This is a genomic window from Pseudomonas sp. DL (assembly GCF_047199225.1).
Classification (GTDB): Bacteria; Pseudomonadota; Gammaproteobacteria; order Pseudomonadales; family Pseudomonadaceae; genus Pseudomonas; species Pseudomonas aeruginosa.
In genome coordinates, this window is sequence record NZ_CP178323.1 from 3,298,129 (window position 1) to 3,322,035 (window position 23,907).

General features: G+C 67.6%; 14 protein-coding genes. 9 read left to right on the forward strand and 5 right to left on the reverse strand.

What is annotated here, in order from left to right; all coding sequences use genetic code 11:
- Positions 1–3: 3 nt before the first annotated feature.
- The 4 genes from kynU (at position 4) to ACI766_RS15340 (ending at position 6,920) form a co-directional block, all read left to right on the forward strand.
- Positions 4–1,254 carry a kynureninase gene (gene kynU, locus ACI766_RS15325; RefSeq protein WP_003160184.1) on the forward strand — a complete coding sequence of 417 codons (1,251 nt, stop codon included), beginning with the start codon at positions 4–6 and terminating at the stop codon, positions 1,252–1,254.
- 155 nt (positions 1,255–1,409) lie between these two features.
- On the forward strand, positions 1,410–2,816 hold the full coding sequence (locus ACI766_RS15330; protein ID WP_003088769.1) for an amino acid permease: 1,407 nt from the start codon (positions 1,410–1,412) through the stop codon (positions 2,814–2,816).
- A gap of 285 nt (positions 2,817–3,101) precedes the next feature.
- Positions 3,102–4,976 (forward strand): (7S,10S)-hydroperoxide diol synthase, encoded by a 1,875-nt coding sequence (locus ACI766_RS15335; protein ID WP_087823898.1) that lies wholly within the window; start codon positions 3,102–3,104, stop codon positions 4,974–4,976.
- A gap of 39 nt (positions 4,977–5,015) precedes the next feature.
- On the forward strand, positions 5,016–6,920 hold the full coding sequence (locus ACI766_RS15340; RefSeq protein WP_003118525.1) for a 10S-dioxygenase: 1,905 nt from the start codon (positions 5,016–5,018) through the stop codon (positions 6,918–6,920).
- 36 nt (positions 6,921–6,956) lie between these two features.
- On the opposite strand, the gene ACI766_RS15345 is transcribed toward ACI766_RS15340, so the two are convergent.
- Positions 6,957–7,859: a LysR family transcriptional regulator gene (locus ACI766_RS15345; RefSeq protein WP_073651995.1), complete on the reverse strand. Its 903-nt coding sequence runs from the start codon at positions 7,857–7,859 to the stop codon at positions 6,957–6,959.
- 513 nt (positions 7,860–8,372) lie between these two features.
- Between ACI766_RS15345 and ACI766_RS15350 the strand changes: the two genes are divergently transcribed.
- The gene (locus tag ACI766_RS15350; protein WP_003088759.1) at positions 8,373–8,582 is read left to right on the forward strand and encodes a hypothetical protein; all 210 of its coding nucleotides are present in this window, start codon (positions 8,373–8,375) and stop codon (positions 8,580–8,582) included.
- Positions 8,583–8,758: 176 nt separating this feature from the next.
- The gene (locus tag ACI766_RS15355) at positions 8,759–10,420 is read left to right on the forward strand and encodes a hypothetical protein (RefSeq protein ID WP_003142545.1); all 1,662 of its coding nucleotides are present in this window, start codon (positions 8,759–8,761) and stop codon (positions 10,418–10,420) included.
- A 122-nt stretch (positions 10,421–10,542) separates the two neighbouring features.
- Here the strand turns inward: ACI766_RS15355 and ACI766_RS15360 are convergent, their stop codons facing one another.
- The 4 genes from ACI766_RS15360 to fusA all read right to left on the reverse strand — a co-directional run bounded on the left by ACI766_RS15360 (position 10,543) and on the right by fusA (position 17,877).
- A complete protein-coding gene (locus tag ACI766_RS15360; RefSeq protein ID WP_003114860.1) occupies positions 10,543–11,355 on the reverse strand; it encodes a nitrilase family protein in 813 nt (270 codons plus the stop codon).
- Positions 11,355–12,785 (reverse strand): purine-cytosine permease family protein, encoded by a 1,431-nt coding sequence (locus tag ACI766_RS15365; RefSeq protein ID WP_003114861.1) that lies wholly within the window; start codon positions 12,783–12,785, stop codon positions 11,355–11,357. The genes ACI766_RS15360 and ACI766_RS15365 overlap by 1 nt, the downstream gene beginning before the upstream one ends.
- Positions 12,786–13,002: 217 nt before the next feature.
- Positions 13,003–15,597: a bifunctional diguanylate cyclase/phosphodiesterase gene (locus tag ACI766_RS15370; RefSeq protein ID WP_023086303.1), complete on the reverse strand. Its 2,595-nt coding sequence runs from the start codon at positions 15,595–15,597 to the stop codon at positions 13,003–13,005.
- A 171-nt stretch (positions 15,598–15,768) separates the two neighbouring features.
- Positions 15,769–17,877: an elongation factor G gene (gene fusA / locus ACI766_RS15375; RefSeq protein ID WP_023085213.1), complete on the reverse strand. Its 2,109-nt coding sequence runs from the start codon at positions 17,875–17,877 to the stop codon at positions 15,769–15,771.
- A 275-nt stretch (positions 17,878–18,152) separates the two neighbouring features.
- Here fusA and ACI766_RS15380 point away from each other — a divergent pair, with 275 nt between their 5' ends.
- The 3 genes from ACI766_RS15380 to ACI766_RS15390 all read left to right on the forward strand — a co-directional run bounded on the left by ACI766_RS15380 (position 18,153) and on the right by ACI766_RS15390 (position 23,906).
- On the forward strand, positions 18,153–20,795 hold the full coding sequence (locus ACI766_RS15380) for a TonB-dependent receptor (RefSeq protein WP_412828458.1): 2,643 nt from the start codon (positions 18,153–18,155) through the stop codon (positions 20,793–20,795).
- 179 nt (positions 20,796–20,974) lie between these two features.
- Positions 20,975–22,699 carry a carbamoyltransferase gene (locus tag ACI766_RS15385; protein WP_015648711.1) on the forward strand — a complete coding sequence of 575 codons (1,725 nt, stop codon included), beginning with the start codon at positions 20,975–20,977 and terminating at the stop codon, positions 22,697–22,699.
- A gap of 43 nt (positions 22,700–22,742) precedes the next feature.
- A complete protein-coding gene (locus tag ACI766_RS15390; protein WP_087823896.1) occupies positions 22,743–23,906 on the forward strand; it encodes an MFS transporter in 1,164 nt (387 codons plus the stop codon).
- The last annotated feature ends 1 nt before the right edge of the window (position 23,907 follow it).

The following is a 23,907-nucleotide window of genomic DNA, read 5'->3' on the forward strand; positions in this document are numbered from 1 at the left end:
CCGATGACCACTCGTGACGACTGCCTGGCGCTCGACGCCGGCGATCCCCTGGCCGACCTGCGCCAACTGTTCGCCCTGCCCGACGGCGTGATCTACCTCGACGGCAACTCCCTCGGCGCCCGCCCCCGGGCCGCCGTGGAGCGCGCCGCCGAAGTGGTCGCCGCGGAATGGGGCGAGGGGCTCATCCGCAGCTGGAACAGCGCCGACTGGCGCGGCCTGCCGGAGCGCCTCGGCGACAAGCTGGCGCCCCTGATCGGCGCGCGCGCCGGCGAAGTGGTGATCACCGACACCACATCGATCAACCTGTTCAAGGTGCTCAGCGCCGCCCTGCGGATCCAGGAGGAAGAAGCGCCAGGGCGCAAGGTGATCGTTTCCGAATCGAGCAACTTCCCCACTGATCTGTACATCGCCGAGGGCCTTACCGACATGCTCCAGCGCGGCTACCGGCTGCGCCTGGTGGATGACCCGGAGCAATTGCCGGCGGCGATCGACGCGGATACCGCGGTGGTGATGCTCAGCCATGTCAACTACAAGACCGGCTACCTGCACGACATGCGCGAGGTCACCCGCCTGGTCCACGAAAACGGCGCCCTGGCGATCTGGGACCTGGCCCACTCGGCCGGCGCGCTGCCGCTGGACCTGCACGCGGCCGACGCCGACTACGCCATCGGCTGCACCTACAAGTACCTCAACGGCGGCCCCGGCTCGCCGGCCTACGTGTGGGTCGCGCCGCGCCTGCGCGAGCGTGTCTGGCAACCGCTGTCCGGCTGGTTCGGCCATTCCCGCCAGTTCGCCATGGAGCCGCGCTACCAGCCCGGCGAAGGCATCACCCGGTTCCTCTGCGGCACCCAGCCGATCACCTCGCTGGCCCTGGTCGAATGCGGCCTGGATATCTTCGCCCGGACCGACATGCAGCGCCTGCGCGACAAGTCGCTGGCCCTTGCCGATCTGTTCATCGAATTGGTGGAAAGCCGTTGCGAACGCTTCGGCCTGACCCTGGTGACCCCGCGCGAGCATGCCCGGCGCGGCAGCCATGTCAGCTTCGAGCATGCCCAGGGCTACGCCATCGTCCAGGCTCTGATCGACCGGGGGGTAATCGGCGACTACCGCGAGCCGGGCATCCTGCGCTTCGGCTTCACTCCGCTGTACACCCGCTTCGTCGAGGTCTGGGATGCGGTGCAGGCGTTGCTGGAAATCCTCCAGAGCGAAGCCTGGAAAGAGCCGCGCTACCAGGTCCGGCACAAGGTGACCTGAGCCCCGCTCGCGCGGGCCGCGCCGGTATTCCCGGGGCGGCCCGCGAACACCCACCGCTCTCGCGCACAGGAGCCCGCGACCGGCACCCGCACATCGCCACCGACGTTCCCTCGGCAATTCATAAGAACCCCAATAAGATTCCAGAGGACATCCAGATGAACGACCCCCAGGGCTTCGAGGCCATCTCGCGCCGCGAACAGGGCCTGCAACGGCGGCTCTCGGCCGCGCAGATGAGCATGATCGCCATCGGCGGCGCCATCGGCACCGGCCTGTTCATGGGCAGCGCCTTCGCCATCGGTTTCGCCGGCCCCAGCGTCCTGCTCAGCTACGCCATCGGCGCGCTGATCACCCTGCTGCTGATGGGCTGCCTGGCGGAAATGACCGTGGCCCATGCCACCCCCGGCTCGTTCGGCGCCTTCGCCGAGCACTACGTCGGCCCGCTGGCCGGGTTCCTGGTGCGCTACGCCTACTGGGCGGCCATCGTCCTGGCGGTGGGCACCGAGGTCACGGCGGTGGCCATGTACATGAAGTACTGGTTCGCCGGTATCCCGGAATGGGTCTGGATCATCTCCTTCTCGACCCTGCTGATCGGCCTGAACGCCAGCAGCGTGAAAGCCTTCGGCAACTTCGAATACTGCTTCTCGACACTGAAGATCGCCGCCATCGTCGCCTTCATCCTGCTCGGCGCCTACCTGGTGTTCGGCTCCGCCAACCCGGCCTACGGCGTGCACAACTACAGCGCCCACGGCGGCTTCTTCCCGCACGGCCTGAAAGGCATGTGGATCGCCGTGGTGGTGTCGATCTTCAGTTATCTCAGCGTGGAGATGATCGCGGTCGCCGCCGCCGAGGCCGAGCATCCGGAACAGGCGGTGAAGTCGGCGTTCCGCTCGACCATCGTGCGCCTGGTGGTGTTCTACCTGCTGACCCTGGCGCTGATGCTCGCCATCGTCCCCTGGGACCAGGCCGGGCAGAGCCAGAGCCCGTTCGTCACGGTGATGCAGGCGATCGGCCTGCCCGGCGCCACCGGGGTGATGAACTTCGTGGTGCTGGTGGCCGCGCTGTCGGCGATGAACAGCCAGCTCTACATCACCACCCGGATGATGTTCAGCCTGTCGCGCGCGGGGCACGCGCCGAAGGGCCTCGGCGAACTGAGCCGCCAGGGCGTGCCGCTGAACGCGCTGCTGCTGTCGAGCGTCGGTATCGCCCTGGCGACCCTGCTCAACCTGGTCTACCCCGAGCAGTCCTTCACCCTGATGATGGCGGTGTCGATGTTCGGCGCCCTCTTCACCTGGCTGATGATCTTCTTCACCCACCTCTGCTTCCGCCGCCACCGCGCCCGCCACGGCGGCGCGCCGCTGGCCTTCCGCATGCGCCTGGCGCCCTGGTCGACATTGCTCGGCCTGGCGCTGATGGCGGCGATCCTGGTCACCACCTTCTTCACCGAGGCGTTCCGCATGACCCTGGTCTTCGGCGTGCCGTTCCTCGCGCTGCTCAGCGCACTCTACCTGGTCTTCGTCCGCAAGCCCGGCAGGGATTGTCCGATAGAACGGGCAACGCCCTAGGCGCTCTCCGCCCTGCGAACCTGGCGCGCACGGCGAAGCCCGACCGGCGCGCCCTTTCCGGACCGGGCGGTTCCGTTTCCCATACCTTTTCCGTCGCACAAAAAGCATTACCCGCCGGCCGCCGCGACTCCGTAGCGTAGTGCCCAACCGGACGTTCCGGCCCGCGGCGCGCCGCGGCCGGCGCGCTCCCGTCAGGGACGAAGTGGCGGCACGCCCAGCCATCGAGCGCACTGCATCGCTCTGCCCTGTGGGGACGCAGACGTCGTCAGCCATGAGGGGAACACGATGCATCCGACCTTTTCGCGGGTCCTGCTGGCCGCCGCACTGGCCGCCGCCGGCAGCCCTGCCGTCGCCACCGAAATCCAGCTCGAGCAAGGCTGGAACGCCGAGCAACGCGCCTCCTGGTACGACGCCTCGCTCGGTTCACGGCTGCTGCCGCTGGCCTGGGCCCAGGCGCTGGAGCGTCCGGACAGCGAGGAGCGCCTGTTCTCCGAAGACAACGCCCGGCGCCTCGGCTTTCCCCTGCGCAACTGGCAAGGCGGCGAACTGCGCCTGCCGCGCGGCTTCGCCCTCGACCAGCAGGACGACAGCCAGTTCTCCGACACCCGCCTGCGCTGGAAAGCCCGCCAGTCGTCCAGCGAACCCTGGGTCGGGCTGAATTGCGCCGGCTGCCACTCCACCGACATCAGTTACCGCGGCAGCGAACTGACCGTCGACGCCGGCGCCACCCTGGCCAACGTCCAGGCGATCTTCGACGAAGTGCTCGCCGCGCTGCGCCGCACCAGCGACGACGGCGACAAGTTCGCGCGCTTCGCCGGCAACGTCCTCGGCAGCGAGGACAGCCCGGCCAACCGCGAGCTGCTGAAGGCCGCCCTGGTCAAACGCGCGGCGCTGATCGACACCCTGCTGAGCATGTCCGCGACCGACCTGCAACCCGGCCCGGGGCGCCTCGACGCCACCGGCCAGTCACTCAACCGCGCGGCAATCAACTCCGGCGCCCGCCATCTGCAAGCGAACCCGACCGACGCGCCGACCAGCTTCCCGGCACTGTGGCACACGTTGCAGATGGACAAGCTGCAATCCAGCGGATTCGTGCCCAACGTCAAGGTCCTCGACCTCAACGGCCAGGTCTTCGACCTCGGCTACCTGGCCGGCGACATCGGTGTGGTCCAGGGCGACTACGGCGACGTGGTCAGCCATCCGCTGTCCGGCCTGGAGGGCTATATATCGAGCATCCGCGTGGACAACCTGACCCGTGTCGAGGGCCTGATCCACAAGCTCAAGGCGCCGGCCTGGCCGAGCCAGCTGTTCGGCGCCCCGGACAGCGCCAGGCTGGCCCAGGGCAAGCGCCTCTACGAGGAGAACTGCGCGGCCTGCCATGCGAGCATCGGCCGCGACGACCTGCAAACCCCGATCAAGGTCCGCCAGGTGCGCCTGAAGGCCCATGGCGACGACGCGCCGATCGGCACCGACCCGTGGATGGCCTGCAACACCTTCACCTTCAGCAGCCCCAGCGGCAACTACTTCGGCCTGTTCCGACCGTCCCTCGGCACCCCCAGCGGCGTCGGCATCGTCGGGCGGACTTCGAAGATCGGCGACATGCAGGTCCCCGAGGTGTTCCAGATCATGCTCGGCAAGAAAGGCCAGCTGGCCGACGGCATCGCCGAGATCATCCACGCCATCGTCACCGGGCAGCAGACCCTGCCCGGCTCCGACAGCCTGCAAGCGGTGCCCGCCGGACAATTGCTGCTGGCCGGCGCCGCCCCTGCCGACAGCCAGGCGCAGAGCCTCACCGCCGGCGAAGTCCCCACCGACAAGAGTGCGCGCAAGGACTACTGCCTGAATACCGAGCATCCATTCCTCGGCTACATCGCTCGCCCGCTGAACGGCATCTGGGCCACCGCACCCTACCTGCACAACGGTTCGGTGCCGTCGCTGTACGACCTGCTGCTGCCCCAGGAGCAACGGCCGGCCACCTTCTACACCGGCAGCCACGAGTTCGATCCGAGCCGGGTCGGCTACCTCACCGCGCCCGGCCCGGACAACGCCTTCCTTTTCGACACCCACCTGGAAGGCAACTCCAACGCCGGCCACGACTTCGCCCGCGAGTACGACGAAAGCCAGCGCCTGGCGCTGCTCGAATACCTCAAGACCCTGTGAGCCGGCCCCGCCCACATGCCCAATAGAGAGAACCGCCCGATGACCCTATCGCGACTCAGCCTTGCCATCCTTTCCGTCCTCGCCGGTGCCCCGGCATTCGCCGACGACAGCGGCGTCGACCTCGACCAGGGCTGGAACCAGACCCAGAAGACCGCCTGGCTGGAAGCCGGCCAGGGCTCGCGGATGCTGCCGCTGGCCTGGCTGGTGGCGCTGGAGCAGCGCGCCAGCGAAGAACCGCTGATGTCCGATGCGCTGATCCGCCAGTACGGCTATGTCCCGCACACCCTCGGCGGTTCCAGCGTGAAGGTGGTGCAGGGCTACGCGGTCGACCGCAGCGACGACAGCGACCTGACCTTCACCAAGCTGCGCTGGAAAGCCCTGCAGGGCTCCAGGGAACCCTGGGTCGGACCGACCTGCAGCATGTGCCACACTTCGCACATCAGCTACCAGGGCACCCAGCTGACCGTCTACGGCGGGCAGACCATGGGCGACCTCGCCGGCTTCCAGCTGGAGATCCTCGGCGCCCTGCAGAGCACCCGCGCCGACACCGCCAAGTTCGAGCGCTTCGCCCGCAAGGTGCTCGGCGCCGATGGCCTGGTCAGCGGCTACAACGACGCCAACAAGGCACGCCTGCAGGCAGCCCTGGACGCCACCATCGTGCGCCTGCGCGACGGCTCGCACTTCAACCTGCCGCACGATCCCGAGTTCGGCCCGGGCCGCCTGGACGCCATCGGTTCGATCTTCAACTCGGTGGGCTACGAACTGCATGCCGACGAGCAGATCTACGGCGCCGAGGACGCCCCCGTGAGCTATCCGTTCCTGTGGAACGTACCGCAGCTGGACCGCGTACAGTGGACCGGCTTCAACCCGAACCACATCAACGTGGTCGAGATCGACAACCGCAAGTTCGACGTCGGCGCCCTGGCGCGCAACGCCGGCGAGGCGGTCGGGGTATTCGCCGACGTCAAGGTGCTCAGCCCGATCCAGTCGGCGCTGCACATCGGCTACCCGTCGAGCATCAACGTCGACAACCTGATCCGCATCGAAGACCAGCTCGGCCAACTGAAGCCGCCGGCCTGGCCGAACCAGCTGTTCGGCGCCCCGGAGCCGACCAGGGTCGCCGAGGGCCGCGAGCTGTACCGGCAACATTGCTCCAGTTGCCACACGCCGCTGGACCGCAACGACCTGCGGACCCCGGTGAAGACCGTGCTCACCCACCTGCAGGCGCGCGGAGAGGTCGCGCCGATCGGCACCGACCCGTGGACCGCCTGCAACAGCATCGCCCAACTGAAGACCGGCTACGTGCGCGGCAAGCCCTACCTGTCCTTCGTCGGCACCGGCCAGCGCGGTTTCTACGGCAAGCAGGCCTATGCGGTGGACGTGCTCCAGGAAGTGGTGGTCCAGGCCCTGGCCGCGCGCGGCCTGAGCGTCGCCCTGGGTGCCTTCCAGACCGCCGCCCTGGGCATCTTCGACGGGCAGTTGCCGCCGCTGATCAGTCCGGTGCCGGACAGCCCCGACGCCGACAGCGTCGAAGCGACCGCCGCGGACGCGCCAGGCGCCCTGCTCCTGGCCGAAAACGTCGCGGCCGGCAGCGACAAGGCCCGGCGCCTGGAGCAGTGCCTGGCGATGACCAGCGACCTGATGGCCTACAAGGCGCGCCCGCTGAACGGTATCTGGGCCAGCCCGCCCTACCTGCACAACGGCTCGGTGGCGACCCTCTACGACCTGCTGCTGCCGCCGGACCTGCGGCCGCGGACCTTCTATACCGGCAGCGTCGAGTTCGACCCGGTCAACGTCGGCTACATCACCGATGCCGGCGGCGCCAACCGCTTCCTCTTCGACAGCGGCAAGCCGGGCAACGCCAATGGCGGCCACGACTACGGCAACGCGCAGTTCAACGAGCAGCAGCGCCGCGCCCTGGTCGAGTACATGAAGACCCTCTGAAGCCCCTCGCGCGGCCGGCGCTCCCGGCCGCGTCCCTCAACCGGCGGCGACCCGCCGCGCGGTCTCGACGAAGCATTCGAACTGGGTTTCGCTGGCGCGAAGCCGCGAAGTCGGCGACACCGCCAGCCCCACCGGCAGGCGGAAGCCTTCGTTGACCGCCGCCGGCAGAGCGGTGAAGGCCACCCCCGGATAGGCGAACTTGGTCAGCGACAACGGCAGGAAGGCGAAGCCGTCGCCGCTGGCGACCTGGGCCAGGAGAATGCTCAGGTCGTTCGGCCGCACGCTGCGCCGGGGCGCGAAGGCGGCGGCATCCATCGCATCGTTCATGAACTGGCTGTAGGCGGGAAACAGCGAGTCCTTCGGTACCAGCAGCGGCTCGCCGATCAGGTCGTTCAGCGACCAGTCGGGCGCCAGTCGCCGGTGCAGGGTTTCCGACAGGGCGATGACGTGCTCGTAGCTGCCGATCTCCATCAACTCGTATTCACGCACCACCTTCGGCGGCGCGCCGATGATCGCCGCGTCCAGGGACGACTCGCGGACCAGGCTGAGCAGGTCCAGCGATGGCGCCCAGGATGGCGAAACGGCGCTGCACACCCGCGCTTCCTTCAGTTGCCGGGCCAGCTCGCCGGACCAGCCGGGATCGAGGTAGCGACTGAAACCGATGTGCAACTGGCGGTCGTCGCCGTCGCCGATGTCGCGGGTCAGCGCCTTGGCCTCGGCGATGATCTTCACCGCGCGGCAATGCACCACCCTGCCCACCTCGGTCAGGCTCACCCCGGCCGGACCGCGGACGAACAGCGCCTCGCCGATGTGCACTTCGAGCGCCTGGATCTGCCGCGACAGCGACGGCTGCGAAACGTGCAGCACCTCGGCGGCCTGGCCGATGCTGCCGTACTCGGCGACACAGGCGAAATACATCAGCTGGCGCAACGAAGGCATCGCCTTCGACCAGTTGATGATCGGGAAACTGGCATCGGTCACGGACATTGCGTACATACCCCTCGCTGGCAACACGGGTCGGATCGGCACGGACAGGGAAACCCCGGGACGGCGCGACGAGCGACCGCCGGCCGCCTTCATCCGAAAGCCGTTTCGCGGCAGAAGAACGAAAGATAGGTAGCGGAGATGACAGGAAGCGCGACGTTCGGGTCCGGGACGCTCTTCATGGACGGCGTCTTGTTCCCGCGCCGCCAGTATAGCCAGGCGGCATGGGAAACTGGCCATGCGGCGCGCCACCACCGCGGGCCACCCTCGCCGTTCGGATAGGTCCCCTTGCCAGGTCGGTCCGAAGCTGCCGGGGGCTATCGAAAGCGCTGCGCCGTGGGCACCGGCCACGAACGCAGGCCACCCCGTCGGCAGCGGCTGAACCGCTTCGTCTTTTCGTGAACCGCTTCCGTGTCGGCGGAGCGCCAGGGGGGCTACGCTGAGTTTTTCAGGATCAGGAGTACCGCCATGCTGGATCACGACCTGACTGTCGCCCTGCTCTGCCGTCTCAACCAGAACCAGAGTGCCCTCGGCATGGCCCTGGAGGAGCTGGCGATCTGGGCGAAGCGCCATGAAGGCGGCGAAACCTACGATGTCGTCATGAACCACCTGCAGACCCTGGAGCGCAATGCCGACTTCGTCGCCGAGGCCATCGTCGTCCTGATGGCGGATCGCTGAAGCGCGCCGCCCCCGTACGAGCGGACGAGCCTGCGCGGTGTGCTGGGCACGGTGCGCAGTAAAATCTTCAAGATTTTTCTTACAAGGCAATAGGACTCGTCCAAGTTACCTCGCCCATAGCTCCCGGTACCCTCGCCCGTTACACCTTTCAAGCACCAACGGGATCTCCAGGGCTTATGCTTCTTCGAACCATCAGTGTGGAAACTGCCGAGCAGACGGAACTGAATGCGGCCTTGTTGTGTGGTTTCGCCATTCCCGCCAGCGACCGCAACTTCATCGCCTACAGCCTCAACGAACAGGTCGACGAAAACGACTCGCGCGTCTACATCGCCTCCCTGTTCAAGACCGACGACGGCTTCCGCCTGGGCCGTCTCGACACCGACGAGGCCTGCGAGGCGGCCATCCAGGTGTTCCGCCAACTGGTCCGCGAAGCCACCACCGGCAACCGCCGGACCAGCGATCTGGCCTACCACCTCATCGACCTGCAGGACGCGGCCATCGCCCCTTCGCGGCGGGAAGAACACCGCTCCCTGGTGCTCGAACGCGAATGGGTGATGAAGCTCGTCACCTTCGAGTCCCCCCATGGCTACGGCCCCGCCCTGGATGGCGAGGAACCCTGCGCGGAAGTCCCGCCGCTCGTCCAGGAGGCCCTTTTCGAAGACGCCGCTCCCGATGTCCTCGCCGAAGACGATGCGGACGAGACCACGGACGGGCCGGCGGAGCCCATCGACGAGCCCGAGGCGGCGGAAGACGAAACCGTCACCGAGGCCGGATGCGTCGAGCCCGAGCCGCGGCCGGAGGCGGAAACGGCAGCGCCCGAGGGTGGGGCGCCAGCCGAGTTCGCGGCGAAAGCGGAGCAGTCCGCCAAGGTAGCGGATGCCGAGGCCATCGGCGCCTTCGTCGACAACGCCAGTCATCTTCGCGAGGAGCTTGCCGACCTGGCGCAGATGCTCCACCCCGCGCTGCACGCCGCCGACGCCACGGGCAGCGCCAACCTTCCGTCACCAGACGCCGCCGAGGAATCCTCCATGCCCCCGAGCCCCTCCCCCCTCGCCGCACCCGCGCCGGAACCGGTATCGGCCAGGGTCCCCAGCCTGTCGCTGCGCCTCCGGGTGCCGCCCGCACGCCTGGCCGGCGCCGAGGGCGGGGCCAACGCCAGAGAGGCGCCCACCCAGGCCGCCGCCGTCATTCGCCAACCCGAGGATGAAGCCCACGTGGATACGGATACCGCGCTCGATATCGGCAACGATACCGAGCATCTGCTACAGGACGTGCAGGGCACCCTGGCCGACCTCGCCGGCATGGCCCAGCAACTGAGCCAGCAGAAGCAGGAAGCGCTCAAGCAGCAGGAGTCGCTGGAGTCGCTCCAGACGCAACTGCACGAGAAGGAGCGGCAATTGCAGGAAAAGGAAAAGCAGCTCCGGCAGTGGCACAAGCGCCTGCAGGACGACCGCCAGGCGCTGGAGCGGGAAACCGAGCAGAGCAACCGTCTCCTCGCCGAGCGCAGCGCGGCCCTGCAACAACTCGCGGAAAGCGTCGAAGCCCGCGAGCGCAGCAGCGCGCGGCGAGCCGAAGTACTGCAGATCGAGCAGGAACGCCTCGAAGAGTTGCGCAGCCAGCAGAACCTGCGCCAGGCCGAACTGGAAAAGCGCGAAGCCAGCGTCCAGCAGCGCAGCCTGGAACTCGGCGAGCGCTTCAAGAAGCTGGAAAGCGCCCGCGAGAAGCTGGCGCAGATCGTCAAGGGTTTCAACGAGACCGTGCAGTTCAATACCGCTCTGCACGCCATCAGTCATACCGGGTTGAAGCGCCAGGAAGAGAGCGCAGCCGAACTGGAATAAGGTTCTCCTCCGGCAAAAGGGCGCGGCGCCGATACTGGCCCGCGCCCTTTTTCATTCGCCCAGCTGCGTCCGGCCGCCGGCAAACACCGGGGTCGCTTTGCCGCGCCCAGGGTATCGCGCGCTCAATACAGCTCGGGTCGCCGGTCGCGGTGCACGTGGTTGTGCGCACTGATGCGTTTCTCGTCGGCCTCGGCAAGGTCGAGACGGGCCAGCAGCATACCCGCCTCGCCCTGCAGCGGCCCGTCCAGCGGGTAGCCGTCGGCGTCGACGATCACCGAGCCGCCCACCCAGTCAACCCCGCGTTCCTGCCCGCAGCGGTCGCAGGCGGCGATGAACAGGCGGTTGACCGAGGCATTGGCCTGCACCCTGACCACTTCCGCCGGCCGCTCGCCCTCGGGACGCGGCGCCGCCGGCCAGTTCACCGGCGCGCAGAGCAGTTGCGCGCCGGACAGCGCCGGCAGGCGCACCCATTCGGGAAACTCCAGGTCGTAGCAGACCATCACCGCGATTCGCCCGAAGCGGGTAGCGACCACCGGCGGTGGCTGCTCGCCGGCCTCGAAGATGCCGCTTTCCTCGTTCCACAAGTGGGCCTTGCGATAGATCGCCCGCACGCCGTCGGCGTCCACCAGCGCCGCGCTGTTCGCCACTCGCTGCGGGTCGAGGCGTTCGCAGAAGCCGCCGACGATGACCAGGTCGAGTTCGCCTGCCAGCGCTTTCCACAACCCCAGGCTCGGTCCGTCGCGGGTTTCCGCCAGGGCCAGGGCTTCGCCGCGATCGGCGAAAACGTAGCCGCTGGCGGCCAGCTCGGGCAGCACCACGACGTTGGCGCCGCGCCGTGCGGCCTCGCGGATCGCCCGCTCGGCCAGGCGCAGGTTGTGCTCCTGTGCGCCGATCCGCGGAGCGATCTGGCAACAGGCGACGGTAACCTTGGCCATCAGGCGCCCCCCTCTTCCAGCAGGCGCTCGCCGAGGGTGGCGAGCCGTCGTTCCGCCTCCAGGTCCAGGGCCCGGCACATGAAGGCATAGACCGCGCCGGCCACCAGCAGGCCGACCACGAAGGCGACGTCGGCGCCGCCCAGCGCCACGGCGAAGGGACCGCTGTAGAAGCTCAGGGACATGAACGGGACCATCGCCAGCAACCCGGCCAGGTAGGCGCTCAACCCCGGTCGGCCCCAGTGACCGTAGATGCCTTCGGGATTGAAGATTTCGCTGATCGCGTAGTGACCGTTGCGCACGAAGTAGAAGTCCACCAGGTTGACCGCGGTCCAGGGCACCAGGAAGTACAGCATCAGCAGGACGAAGGTGTTGAAGCTGCCCAGGTAGCTTTCCGGGATCGACAGGGCCACGCCGAATACCACCAGGGCGATCACGCCGATCCCGGTGACGCGCAGGTTGAGGGTCGGAGTGACCTTGCGGAAGGCATCGATGGCGCTGAGGCTGGTGAGCATGGCGCCATAGCAGTTGACCGCCATGATCCCCACCAGGGCCGGGACGGCGATCAGCACGGTGAAGGTGCCGAAGCCGGGATACAGCCGGTTGCCCACCTCGCGCACGCTGCCGATGGCGTCCGGCGCCGGCAATGCCGAGGCCAGGAATGCGCCCAGCGACATCAGCCAGAGCGCCGAACCGGCGGCGCCCAGGTAGGTCCAGAAGATCACCTTGCGGGTCGGCGTTTCGTGCGGCAGGTAGCGGGAGTAGTCGGAGACGTAGACCGCATAGCTGATCTGGTAGCCGGCGGCGGCCGACAGTTGGACCAGGAACGCGCTCCAGGAGAACGCCGGCGTACCGCCCAGCGCCGCGTCCGCTTCGAGGCTGCGCAGCGCACTGACGGTGAGGACGCCGAACACCGCGATCATCACGTAGGTCAGCCAGCGCTGCACGGTATGCAGCAGGTCGTGGCCGACGATGGCGAGCAACACCGCCACGCCGATCAGCAGGACGTACCAGGGCGCGCGGTGTCCCGGCAGCACGGTGTTGATCGCGTCGGTGGCGAGGATCACGTTGAACACGTTGAAACCGATATAGACGAAGACCACCGCGGCGAACGGCACGATGGCCCCGCGCAGGCCGAACTGGGCACGCGACTGGATCATCTGCGGCAAGCCCATGCGCGGGCCCTGGTTGGCATGGAAGGCCATGAAGAAGGTGCCGAAGCAGACGCCGAGGACGATCGCCAGGATCGAGTACAGCGCCCCCAGGCCGAGGGCCGGCCCGGTGAAGCCGGTGACCATGGTGGTGAGTACGAAATTGCCGGTGAACCAGAACGGCGCCTGGTGCCAGACCTTGCCGTGACGCTCGTGGCGGGGAACGTAATCGATCGAACGCACTTCGATCTTCGGGCGTGACGCCTCGTTGTTATTGCTCATGCGGCTTCCTCGTCATTCTTGTTATCGCTCGCCGGAAGCAGACATTCCGGCCGGCGGCCCTGGCACAAGGCCATGGGAAGGACGGAGTGTCGGCAAGCGAAGACGGGAAGGGAATCAGTCAGGTCAAATAATCAGTTCAGCATTTTCTGAACCATACGCAGGGCGATCGCTGAACCGAGGGTCGCCGAGGCACCGCGTGCGCCCTTCTGACGCCCGCTCAAGGCCGGCGCGCAGCATGGCCTTCGGCGGAAACCTGGGGCGCCTGGGTCTGCCCCGCCTCGCGCTCCAGCAGATCGCGCAGGCGCTGCGCATCCAGCGGTCGGCTGAGCAGGAACCCTTGCAGTTCGTGGCATTGCTCGTCGCGCAGGATGTGCATCTGCCCTTCGGTCTCCACGCCCTCGGCGGTGACCCGCAGGTTCAGGGCGTTGCCGAGATTGATGATGGCCTGCACGATCGAACGGTCGCGCCCGGTCTTCTCCATGCTGGCGACGAAGCGCTTGTCGATCTTGATGCTGTCGAAGGGATAGGTGCGCAGGTAGCCGAGCGAGGAATAGCCGGTACCGAAGTCGTCCATGTTGAGGCGGACGCCCAGCTCCTTGAGGGCCGTCATGGTCCGCAGCGCGCCATCGACATCGTTGAGCATGACGTTCTCGGTCACCTCCAGCTCCAGCCGGCGAGCATCCAGGCGGGCCAGGCGCAGCGCCTCGCGCACCTGCCAGACGATATCGCCGGTCATGAACTGCGCCGGCGACACGTTCACCGAGACCATCACCTCGCCTGGCCAGCTGGCGGCGGTGGCGCAGGCCTCGCGCAGCACCCAGTTGCCGATCTGCACGATCAGGTCGCTTTCTTCCGCCAGGCCGATGAACTCGTCCGGGCCGATCAGCCCGCGGCGCGGATGGTTCCAGCGGATCAACGCCTCCGCCGAGGCGATCGTCTGTTCCTGCGCCAGGAAACGCGGCTGGTAGTACAACTCGAACTCGCCGTTCTGCAAGGCGGCGCGCAACTCGGTCTCGCGCAGCTTCTTCTCGGCGAGATGGGAGTCCATCGCTTCCAAGTAGAAACGCCAGGTATTGCGCCCCGCGGCCTTGGCCTCGTACATCGCCACGTCGGCGCAACGCAGCAGGCCGCGCGGATCGCCGCCGTGCTCCGGCGCCAGGGCCACGCCGATGCTGGCGCCGACATGGAAGCTGTGCCCTTCGTAGGCGACCTCGCGGTTGATCACGTCGATCAGCCGGCTACAGAACTTCTCGATTTCCAGCTTCGACGACACGTGGGTACTGACCACCACGAACTCGTCGCCGCCGAGCCGGGCAACCATGTCCTGGTCGCGGGTCGAGGCGCGCAGCCGTTCGGCGATGGCGTAGAGCACCGCATCGCCGGCGGGATGGCCGTGCTGGTCGTTGATCGGCTTGAAGCGGTCGAGGTCGAGCATCAGTACCGCTACCGGCGACTTGCCAGCCTTTTCCGCCAGCAGGCGTTCGAGGAACTGGAACAGCTTGTTGCGGTTCGGCAGGCCGGTCAGGGCATCGTGCAGGGACAGATGCTGGATCTTCGCATGGGCTTCGACTTCGTCGGTGATGTCGGCCGCCGTGCCGCGATAGCCGCTGGCGACGCCGTTGCGGATCGCGCTGGCGCTCAGCTTGCCGATCCGCGCCTGGCCCTGGCTGTCGCGGAAAGCGCAGACCAGGCTGGACGGCGCACCGGCATCGGGCAGCCCTTCCAGCCACTTGACGATGTTCACCGTATCGCTATCCAGCAACTCGTCCAGCCGCCGCCCGATCCAGGCTTCCGGCTGGTAGCCGGTGACGTCGCGGAAGCGCACGGAGAGATAGGTGAAGACGAAATGCCCGTCGACTTCCCAGATCCAGTCCGAGGCCGCCTCGGCTATCGACTTGAAACGTTCCTCGCTGGCCAGCAGGGCCTGGTTGCTGCGTTTCAGGACCTTCTGCTGGCGATCCACCGCGCGGGCGTTGAGCACGGCGCTGCGGCTCAGCCAGAACAGCAGCCCGGCGGCGAGCACGAAGATTCCCAGCAGCGGCAACGCGGTCTCCCGCAGCATGGCGCTACCCGGACGCGACGACACCCAGGCCAGGCGATGGGGAGTGCCCTCCAGGGCAAGGCTTTCCTTGTCGCCCGCCGCGCCGCCGGCCAGCAGGTGCAGGTTGGCGATGCCGTAGTCGCCGCCGAGCTTGGCCAGCTTCGCCGGGGTCAGCCGGTCGACGAAGACCATCACCGAGGCCTTGGCCAGGTCGATGGGCGCATGATCGCTGGTGGGCTTGATCGCCGAGGCAACCAGGATCGCCGGTGCGCCGTCGAAGTCGACGTAGCGGCTGATCGCCGCTTCGTCCACCGCGGCACGGCGTGCGGAGCGGAGGATGTCCCCGGTGTCGGCGTTCAGCGAGTCGGCCAGCGAGCGTTCGGAAAGCTCGCCCTCGAGCATGGCGTAGCGAGTGCCACGGTCGTCGATGACGAAGACGCCGTCGTAGCCGTTGGTGGTGTAGAGCACCGAGCCGAGGTTGTTCTTGGTGAAGGCCCAGTCCACGTCGACCCGGTTTCCCAGATAGACGTAAGCATCGGTCCAGAAGGAATAGGTGGTGGAGAACTGCTCGGAATTTTCCCGGCGATTCTGCAGCGCCTTTTCCACGTAGAAATGGCTCTGCTCGATGGCGATGTCGTCCTGGTGCCTGGCGATGTGCAGGATCGCCCAGCCGCATGCACCGAGGGCGAGGAAAAGGGCGGCCAGGAACATTAGGAGATGCTTGGAGACCTGGGAGACTGCGGTACCGCTGGCAATCGCTGAAGCAAGCATCGATTCGCCATCCTTGTGACCGTATAGGTGCGGGCCTTGGTCACTGTCTTATAGTTAAGCATCCAGGGGGCGTCAAAAACCCCGCTTGGCAAGCGCATCGGCGCCGAAGATGCGGCTGCCGCTCCCGCAAAGGCGCGCGCCGCCGCTGGCCTCGGCGGCGCGCGGCGGCTCTCAGCGGCCCTGCCTGGCGATGATCGCCTCGGCCACGCTGGCCGGTACCTCGGCATAGCGGACGAACTCCATCGAGTAGCTCGCGCGCCCCTGGGACATCGAGCGCACGTCGGTGGCATAGCCGAACATTTCGCCCAGCGGGACCTCGGCACGGATCACCTTGCCCGCCGGAGTATCCTCCATGCCCTGGATCAGGCCACGCCGGCGGTTGAGGTCGCCCATCACATCGCCCATGTAGTCCTCCGGGGTCACCACCTCGACCTTCATCACCGGCTCCAGGAGCACCGCTCCGCCCTTCTGCGAGAGTTGCTTGGTGGCCATCGAGGCGGCGATCTTGAACGCCATCTCGCTGGAGTCGACGTCATGGTAGGAGCCGTCGTACACCGTCGCCTTCAGGCCGATCAGCGGGTAGCCGGCGAGCACGCCGTTCTGCATCTGGTCCTCGATGCCCTTCTGGATCGCCGGGATGAACTCTCGGGGAATCACCCCGCCGACCACCTCGTTGTGGAACTCCAGGCCTTCCTGCCCCTCGTCGGCCGGAGCGAAGCGGATCCAGCAATGGCCGAACTGGCCGCGGCCGCCGGACTGGCGGACGAACTTGCCCTCGATCTCGCAGGTGTTGCGGATGGTCTCGCGATAGGCCACCTGCGGCTTGCCGATATTGGCTTCGACGCTGAACTCGCGGCGCATGCGGTCGACGATGATGTCCAGGTGCAACTCGCCCATCCCGGAAATGATGGTTTGCGCGGTCTCCTCGTCGGTCTTCACGCGGAACGACGGGTCTTCCTGGGCCAGCTTGCTCAGGGCGATGCCCATCTTCTCCTGGTCGGCCTTGGTCTTCGGTTCCACCGCCACCGAGATCACCGGATCGGGGAAGTCCATGCGTTCGAGGATGATCGGCTTGTCGATGGCGCACAGGGTGTCGCCGGTGGTCACGTCCTTCATGCCGATCAGCGCGGCGATGTCGCCGGCGCGCACTTCCTTGATCTCGTCGCGCTGGTTGGCGTGCATCTGCACCATCCGCCCGACCCGCTCCTTCTTGCCTTTCACCGAGTTGAGCACCGCGTCGCCGGAAGTCAGCACCCCGGAATACACGCGGGCGAAGGTCAGGGTGCCGACGAAGGGGTCGGTGGCGATCTTGAACGCCAGCGCCGAGAAAGGCTCGTCGTCGTCCGCATGGCGCTCGTCGTGCTTCTCTTCGTCGTCCGGGTCGGTGCCCCTGATCGCCGGGATTTCCGACGGAGCCGGGAGATAGTCGATCACCGCGTCGAGCACCAGCGGCACGCCCTTGTTCTTGAACGAGGAGCCGAGCACCGCCGGTACGATCTGGTTGGCCAGGGTCCGCTGGCGCAGCCCGGCCTTGATCTCCTCGATGCTCAGTTCCTCGCCTTCCAGATACTTGTTCATCAGTTCGTCGTTGGCCTCGGCGGCGGCCTCGACCATGTGCGCCCGCCACTCCTCGGCCAGCGCCCGCAGCTCCGCCGGGATCTCCTCCTCGCGGTAGCTGGTGCCCTGGTCGGCATCGTTCCAGTAGATGGCCTTCATCTTCACCAGGTCGATCTGCCCGCTGAAGTTTTCCTCCGCGCCGATCGCCAGTTGGATCGGCACCGGGACATGGCCCAGGCGTTGCTTGATCTGCGCGACCACGCGGAGGAAATCGGCGCCCTGGCGATCCATTTTGTTGACGTAGGCCAGGCGCGGCACATGGTACTTGTTGGCCTGGCGCCAGACCGTCTCGGACTGCGGCTCGACCCCGTCGGCGCCGCTGAACACCACCACCGCGCCATCGAGCACGCGCAGCGAGCGCTCCACCTCGATGGTGAAGTCGACGTGGCCGGGGGTGTCGATGATGTTGAAGCGATAGCGGTGCGGGAACTGCTTGGTCGAGCCCTGCCAGAAGGCCGTGGTCGCCGCCGAGGTGATGGTGATGCCGCGCTCCTGCTCCTGGACCATCCAGTCCATGGTCGCCGCGCCGTCATGGACCTCGCCCATCTTGTGGTTGACGCCGGTGTAGAAGAGGATCCGCTCGGTCGTCGTGGTCTTGCCGGCGTCGACGTGGGCGACGATGCCGATGTTGCGATAGAGCTCGATGGGAGTGGTGCGAGCCATGATCTGCCCCTTGGGTGCTGCCCTGGATGATGGGAACGACTGCTGAAAGAAAAATGTAGCTGAAGAAAGGACGCCGCAGCACCGCCGCGACGCCTGCTTTTCGACCTCGGCAGAGGGGACTGGTTCTGCCGCTCCGGCCCGCCGACGAAAGGCGCGACGGCAGGGCTTGTTCCCAGCGGACATAAACTCATGGCGCAAAGGTCTAAGCCGTCCCTGGAAAATCCCCCGGCTCGACGGACATCCCTGGACACACCGGAACAAGGGATGCCCCGACCATGCACCGATCGCTCCACACCGACGCGCCGCTGGGCGCCGCCCTGCTGCTGGCCCTGCAGCTCGCTCCCGGCAGCGCCGCCGCGGCGGAGGAACAGGCGCCTGTCGACCCGCCCACGGCCCAGTTGCAACGAATCGAGGTGACCGGCAGCGCGATCCGCCGGGTCGATGCGGAAACCGCGGTGCCGATCAGCGTCCTGCGCGCCGAGGAGCTGCGCCAACAGGGCGTGACCAGCACCGAGGAACTGATCGGCCGGCTTTCCGGCAACCAGGGCGTATACAACTCCAGTCGCTCGGTCGGCAGCGCCACCGGCGGCGCCTCGTTCGCCGACCTGCGCGGAATCGGCGCGAACAAGACCCTGGTGCTGCTCAACGACCGGCGCCTGGCGAACAATGCCATCGACGGCTCCGCGGTGGATCTCAACACCATTCCCTTCGCCGCCATCGACCGGGTCGAGGTGCTGCGCGACGGCGCCTCCGCGCTGTACGGCACCGATGCCATCGGCGGGGTGATCAACTTCATCACCCGCAAGAGCCTGAACGAAGGCCGCTTCGACAGCGGCTACGCCTCCCCCACCCACGACGGCGGCGGCAACCAGCGCAACGTCAGCGCTAGCTGGGGCTTCGGCGAGCTGGAGGAGGATCGCTTCAATGTCTTCGCGGTGGCCAACTACGACAAGCAGGAGCGCCTCGGCGCCAAGGACCGTGGCTACACCTACAACTACCAGCCGGGACGCGGCCTCGACTACAGTTCCGGAACCGCCTTCCCCGGCAACTGGAGCCAGGGCGCCAACGCCAGCAATCCGCTGGCCGCCGGCTGTTGCAAGGGCGCCGACCTGATTCCGCGCAACGGCATCTGCCGGCAGAGCCTGTGGCGCTACCTCGACCTGGTGCCGGAAACCGAGAAGACCTCGGTGTTCAGCCGCGCCACCGGCAAGCTGGCCGACGAGCACAACGTCAGCCTGGAGTACTTCTGGTCGCGCAACGACAACGCTACCCAGGTCGGCCCAGGGACCCTCACCGGCCTGCAGATCGATCCCGGCACCGCCTTCTATCCCGGCAACGGCATCACTCCCGGACCCGGCGGCTTCGTCCTCGACCCGAGCCGGCCGGTGGAGGTCAACTGGCGACAGAGCGTGCTCGGGCCGCGCCTGCAATCCTCGCAGAACACCGGCCAGCGCCTGCTGCTCGGCTTCGACGGCCAGTTCGCCGACTGGGACTACGATATCGGCGCCTCGTACAACCAGAACAAGGTGGTCGACCATATCCACAGCGGCTACGTCGATGATCGCGCCGCCGCCCTCGGCATCGCCAACGGGACGCTGAACCCGTTCGGGCCGCAGACCGACGCCGGCCTCGCCTACCTCGGCAGCCATGCCCTGAGCGGCGACTTCCGTACCTCGGTCGGCCGCGTCAAGGGCCTGGACGCCCGCGCCAGCCGGGAGATCGGCGACTGGTTCGGCGCCGGGCCGGCGGCCCTGGCGCTGGGCGGCGAGTTCCGCAAGGAAGCGTTCCACCAGGACATCCAGGACTTCGCCGGCAACGTGCAGAGCCTCGGCGTCGATCCCGCCGCCACGGTCAGCGGCGAGCGCAACCTGAAGGCGCAGTACGCCGAACTCAACGTGCCGGTGCTGGACAGCCTGGAACTCAGCGCGGCGATCCGCCACGACAAGTACAGCGACTTCGGCAGCACCAGCAACCCGAAATATTCGTTCCGCTTCCAGCCGTTCCGCCAGTTGGTCCTGCGCGGCGCCTACAGCGAAGGTTTCCGTGCGCCGTCGCTGTACGAACTGTACAACCCGACCTTCACCACCTATACCAGCGCCAACTACGACGACCCGCGCCTGTGCGCCGGCGGCCAGCCGAGCCAGGGCGGCATCGCCAACCGCGACTGCGCCCAGCAGTTCTACAACGCCACCGGCGGCAATACCGACCTGCGACCGGAAACCGCGCGCAACGTTACCCTGGGCCTGGTCTACCAGCCGCTGCGCGACCTTTCCGTCGGCCTGGACTTCTGGTGGATCAGGATCGCCAACCAGATCGCCGAGTTTCCCGAAGCGGCGATCTTCGCCGACCCGCAGGCCTACGCCGGACGCATCGTGCGCAAGGCCGACGGCTCGATCGATCACGTCGTCACCGGACTGGCCAACCTCGGCAAGGTAAAGACCAGCGGCGTCGACCTGAGCCTCGATTATCGTTTCCCGGCCAGCCGCTACGGGCAGTTCGGGCTCGACCTGCAAGGCACCTACGTGTCCCGCTACGACTTCCAGCAGCAGATCGGCGGCCAGTACCTGGACAATGTCGGCGACTTCCAGGGCGTCGGCGTGATCGCCCGCTGGAAGCACGTCGCCAACGCCACCTGGAGCCGCGACGCCTGGCAGGCCACCCTGAGCAACCGCTACACCAGCGGCTACAACGACTACGACCGCGCCAGCCACGGCAAGGTCGGCTCGTGGAACCTCTGGGACCTGGCCGGCAGCTACCGCCTCAGCCACGCGCTGGGGCTGACCCTCGGGGTGAAGAACCTGTTCGACCGCGAACCGCCGTTCAGCAACCAGACCTACACCTTCCAGAGCGGCTACGACCCGCGCTACACCGATCCCTACGGGCGCATCCTGTTCGGCCGCCTCAGCTACAGCTTCTGATGCCGGCGCGGGCGCCCGGCCGGTATGGCCGGCAAGCCCGTCGACGGCTGTCCAGCTACCAGATCCGGTAGCCCTGCCAGATTTCGCAGGCGACCAGATCTGGCAGGTTGTTGGGCTCCCGGTGCCATGCAACCTATTACGCCTCTCGCCCCCCACCCGTTCGCGCAAGAGGACACCGCATGATCATTCTCGGGATCACCAACAACGACCTGGCCGGCGCCTGCCTGGTGCGCGACGGCGGGATCGTCGCCGCCGCCAGCGAGGAGCGCTTCACCCGCCAGAAGGACCACAAGGCCTGGCCGAGCCGCTCCATCGACTATGTGCTCGGCGAGGCCGGCATCGACCTGGCCGACATCGACCGCATCGCCTACGGCTGGAACGCCGGGTTCGACGCCGGGCGGCACCTCGACCTCTATCTGGACCGGGTCCTCGAGGAAGCCCGCGAGCGTCCCGAGGGCCTGCCGCACCTGCGCAAGCGGATCGCCGACGAAATGGCCAACGACAAGGCCAAGCGCGGCGAATTCGATGCCTTCGTCCGCGCCAACGGCCTGCGCGGCAAGGTCGAGTACATCGACCATCACGAATGCCACGCCCTCGGCGCGTTCGTCTGCTCGCCGTTCGACGAGGCGCTGACCCTCACCTGCGACGGCCGCGGCGACTTCCAGTCGCTCACCGTCACCCACTACCGCGCCGACGGCGGCGAGACGGTCCTGCAACGCGAGACCAGCGTCGACAGCCTGGGCTACTTCTACGGGCGCATCACCCGCCTGCTCGGCTTCAAGCCGAACCGCCACGAAGGCAAGATCACCGGCCTGGCGGCGTTCGGCGACGCGGAAAAGCTGCTGCCGCTGATGAACGACATGATCCGCCTGGAGAACGGCCGCCTGCGCGCCCGCTGCGGCGAACTGTACCTGCCCTCCTACGACGGCTACAGCGATCCGCTGCTGCAACGCTGCGCGGCGGAACGCCCGGCGGATGTCGCCGCCGCCGCGCAACGGCACTCCGAAGACCTGCTGGTGGCCATCGCCCGGGAGCACGTGGCGCGCACCGGCTGCGCCAACCTGTGCCTGGCCGGCGGGGTGTTCGGCAACGTCAAGCTGAACCAGCGCCTGCGCGAGATCCCCGGGGTCCGCGATGTCTACGTGCTGCCCTGCATGGGCGACGGCGGCCTGGCCCTGGCCGCGGCGGTGGCGGTGGCCTATCGCGAGAACGGTACGCGCTTCCCGGCGCCGAGCATGGCCCTCGGGCCGGACGCGCGCAGCGCCGCGCAGAATGCCGAGCTGATCGCCAGCCAGTACCCGCAACTGGCCTACAGCCGGCCGGCCAACCTGATCGAGACGCTGGTCGAAGCGCTGCGGGAAAACCAGGTGCTGGGCATGTTCAAGGGCCGCATGGAGTTCGGCCCGCGCGCCTTGTGCAACCGCAGCATCGTCTACCATCCCGGCGATGCCAGCGCCAACGACTGGCTCAATCAGCGCATGGAACGCACCGAGTTCATGCCATTCGCCCCGGTCACCGCGGTAGAACACGCCGAGGCTTGCTACGTTGGCTGGCGTGAAGACCAGGTGGCGGCCGACTACATGACCATGACCTACGACTGCCATGCGGATTTCCGCGCGCGCTGCCCGGCGGTGGTGCATGTCGACGGCACCGCGCGGCCGCAGATCATCCGGCCGCAGGCCGATCCGTTCATGCACGCCCTGCTGCATGCCTGGCATGCCCGCAGCGGCCAGCCGGCGCTGATCAACACCTCCTTCAACCGCCACGAGGAACCGATCGTCTGCGCCCCGCAGGACGCCCTCGGCGCGCTGGAGGACGGCATGGTCGACCTGGTGGTGCTGGGCGAGTCCCTGCTGGTCTGGCGCAAGGGCGAGAACGCCTTCGCCAGGGCGCGCTTCGAGTGAGGCGCAAACCGCAGCGAACCGGCACGGCGACGCGGGAACCGGCATGTACCTGATCTTTTCCGGCTACTTCGCCGCCGAGGGGCTGATCTATCCGTTCTGGCCGACCTGGCTGGCCAGCCTGGGCTTCGGCGCCAGCCAGATCGGCCTGTTGATCGCCGCGGCCTACTGGCCGCAGGTGATCGCCGGGGTGGCGCTGACCTACGTGGCCGACTGGCGCATCGACCAGTTGCGCCTGGCGACCCTGCTGGCGGCCCTGGCCGGCGCCTGCGCCCTGCTGTTCCAGCTGACCGAGGGCCTGCCCCTGTTCATCGCCCTGAGCGTGCTCTACGGCGCGTTCTGGACCAGCGTGCTGCCGCTCACCGAATCCTACCTGCTCAAGCGCGACAAGGCCGCCCTGCAGAACTACGGGCGGGTACGCGCAGTCGGTTCGCTGGCCTTCATCCTCACCGCGACCCTGGGCGGCCTGCTGCTCGGTCGGTTCGGCCAGCAACTGGTGCCCGCCCTGGTCGGCCTGACGATGCTGCTCACCGCGCTGGCCTGCCTGCTCCTCCGTCGCCGCAGCCTGCGCCGTCCGGACTCGCCGCTGCCGGGCGCCAGGCGCCGTCCCGACCTGCGCGGGATCCTCCGGCAACGCCCCCTGCTGCTGGCCATCGCCGCGGCGGGAATGATCCAACTGAGCCACTCGCTGTACTTCACCACCGCCTCGCTGGGCTGGCAGACGCTGGGCTACTCGTCGTTCTCGGTCGGCGCCTTCTGGGGCCTGGCGGTGATCGCCGAGATCAGCTTCTTCGCCGTCTCCAACCGCATCCTGGACCGCCACCCGGCGCTCCAGGTGATGCTCTTCTCCAGCCTTTGCGCGGCGCTGCGCTGGGGCCTGCTGGCCGGCAGCGAACACCTCGCCGCGATCCTCCTCGGCCAGTGCCTGCACGCCCTCAGCTTCGCCGCCTACCACGCCGCGGTGATGCGTTACATCCGCGACCACGCGCCGGAAAGCGCGCGGGTACTGACCCAGGGGATCTACTACTCTCTGGCGGTAGCGCTGCCCATGGGCCTCGCCAGTCCGGCCGCCGGCTGGCTGTACGAAGGCCTGCCGCAGTGGTCCTATCTGATCATGGCGCTGTTCGCCCTCGGCGGCGCGGTCCTGGTCTGGCTTGCCCTACAGAGTGCCCGAGATGCATCGACTAGCGTTTTCAGCCGTTCTGTTTGAC

Coding starts and splice junctions, on each gene's coding strand:
- ACI766_RS15330 (WP_003088769.1), top strand. CDS start 1,410: ATGAACGACCCCCAGGGCTTCGAGGCCATCTCGCGCCGCGAACAGGGC.
- ACI766_RS15385 (WP_015648711.1), top strand. CDS start 20,975: ATGATCATTCTCGGGATCACCAACAACGACCTGGCCGGCGCCTGCCTG.
- ACI766_RS15380 (WP_412828458.1), top strand. CDS start 18,153: ATGCACCGATCGCTCCACACCGACGCGCCGCTGGGCGCCGCCCTGCTG.
- fusA (WP_023085213.1), bottom strand. CDS start 17,877: ATGGCTCGCACCACTCCCATCGAGCTCTATCGCAACATCGGCATCGTC.
- ACI766_RS15390 (WP_087823896.1), top strand. CDS start 22,743: ATGTACCTGATCTTTTCCGGCTACTTCGCCGCCGAGGGGCTGATCTAT.
- ACI766_RS15370 (WP_023086303.1), bottom strand. CDS start 15,597: ATGCTTGCTTCAGCGATTGCCAGCGGTACCGCAGTCTCCCAGGTCTCC.
- ACI766_RS15340 (WP_003118525.1), top strand. CDS start 5,016: ATGACCCTATCGCGACTCAGCCTTGCCATCCTTTCCGTCCTCGCCGGT.
- ACI766_RS15335 (WP_087823898.1), top strand. CDS start 3,102: ATGCATCCGACCTTTTCGCGGGTCCTGCTGGCCGCCGCACTGGCCGCC.
- kynU (WP_003160184.1), top strand. CDS start 4: ATGACCACTCGTGACGACTGCCTGGCGCTCGACGCCGGCGATCCCCTG.
- ACI766_RS15365 (WP_003114861.1), bottom strand. CDS start 12,785: ATGAGCAATAACAACGAGGCGTCACGCCCGAAGATCGAAGTGCGTTCG.
- ACI766_RS15360 (WP_003114860.1), bottom strand. CDS start 11,355: ATGGCCAAGGTTACCGTCGCCTGTTGCCAGATCGCTCCGCGGATCGGC.
- ACI766_RS15345 (WP_073651995.1), bottom strand. CDS start 7,859: ATGCCTTCGTTGCGCCAGCTGATGTATTTCGCCTGTGTCGCCGAGTAC.
- ACI766_RS15355 (WP_003142545.1), top strand. CDS start 8,759: ATGCTTCTTCGAACCATCAGTGTGGAAACTGCCGAGCAGACGGAACTG.
- ACI766_RS15350 (WP_003088759.1), top strand. CDS start 8,373: ATGCTGGATCACGACCTGACTGTCGCCCTGCTCTGCCGTCTCAACCAG.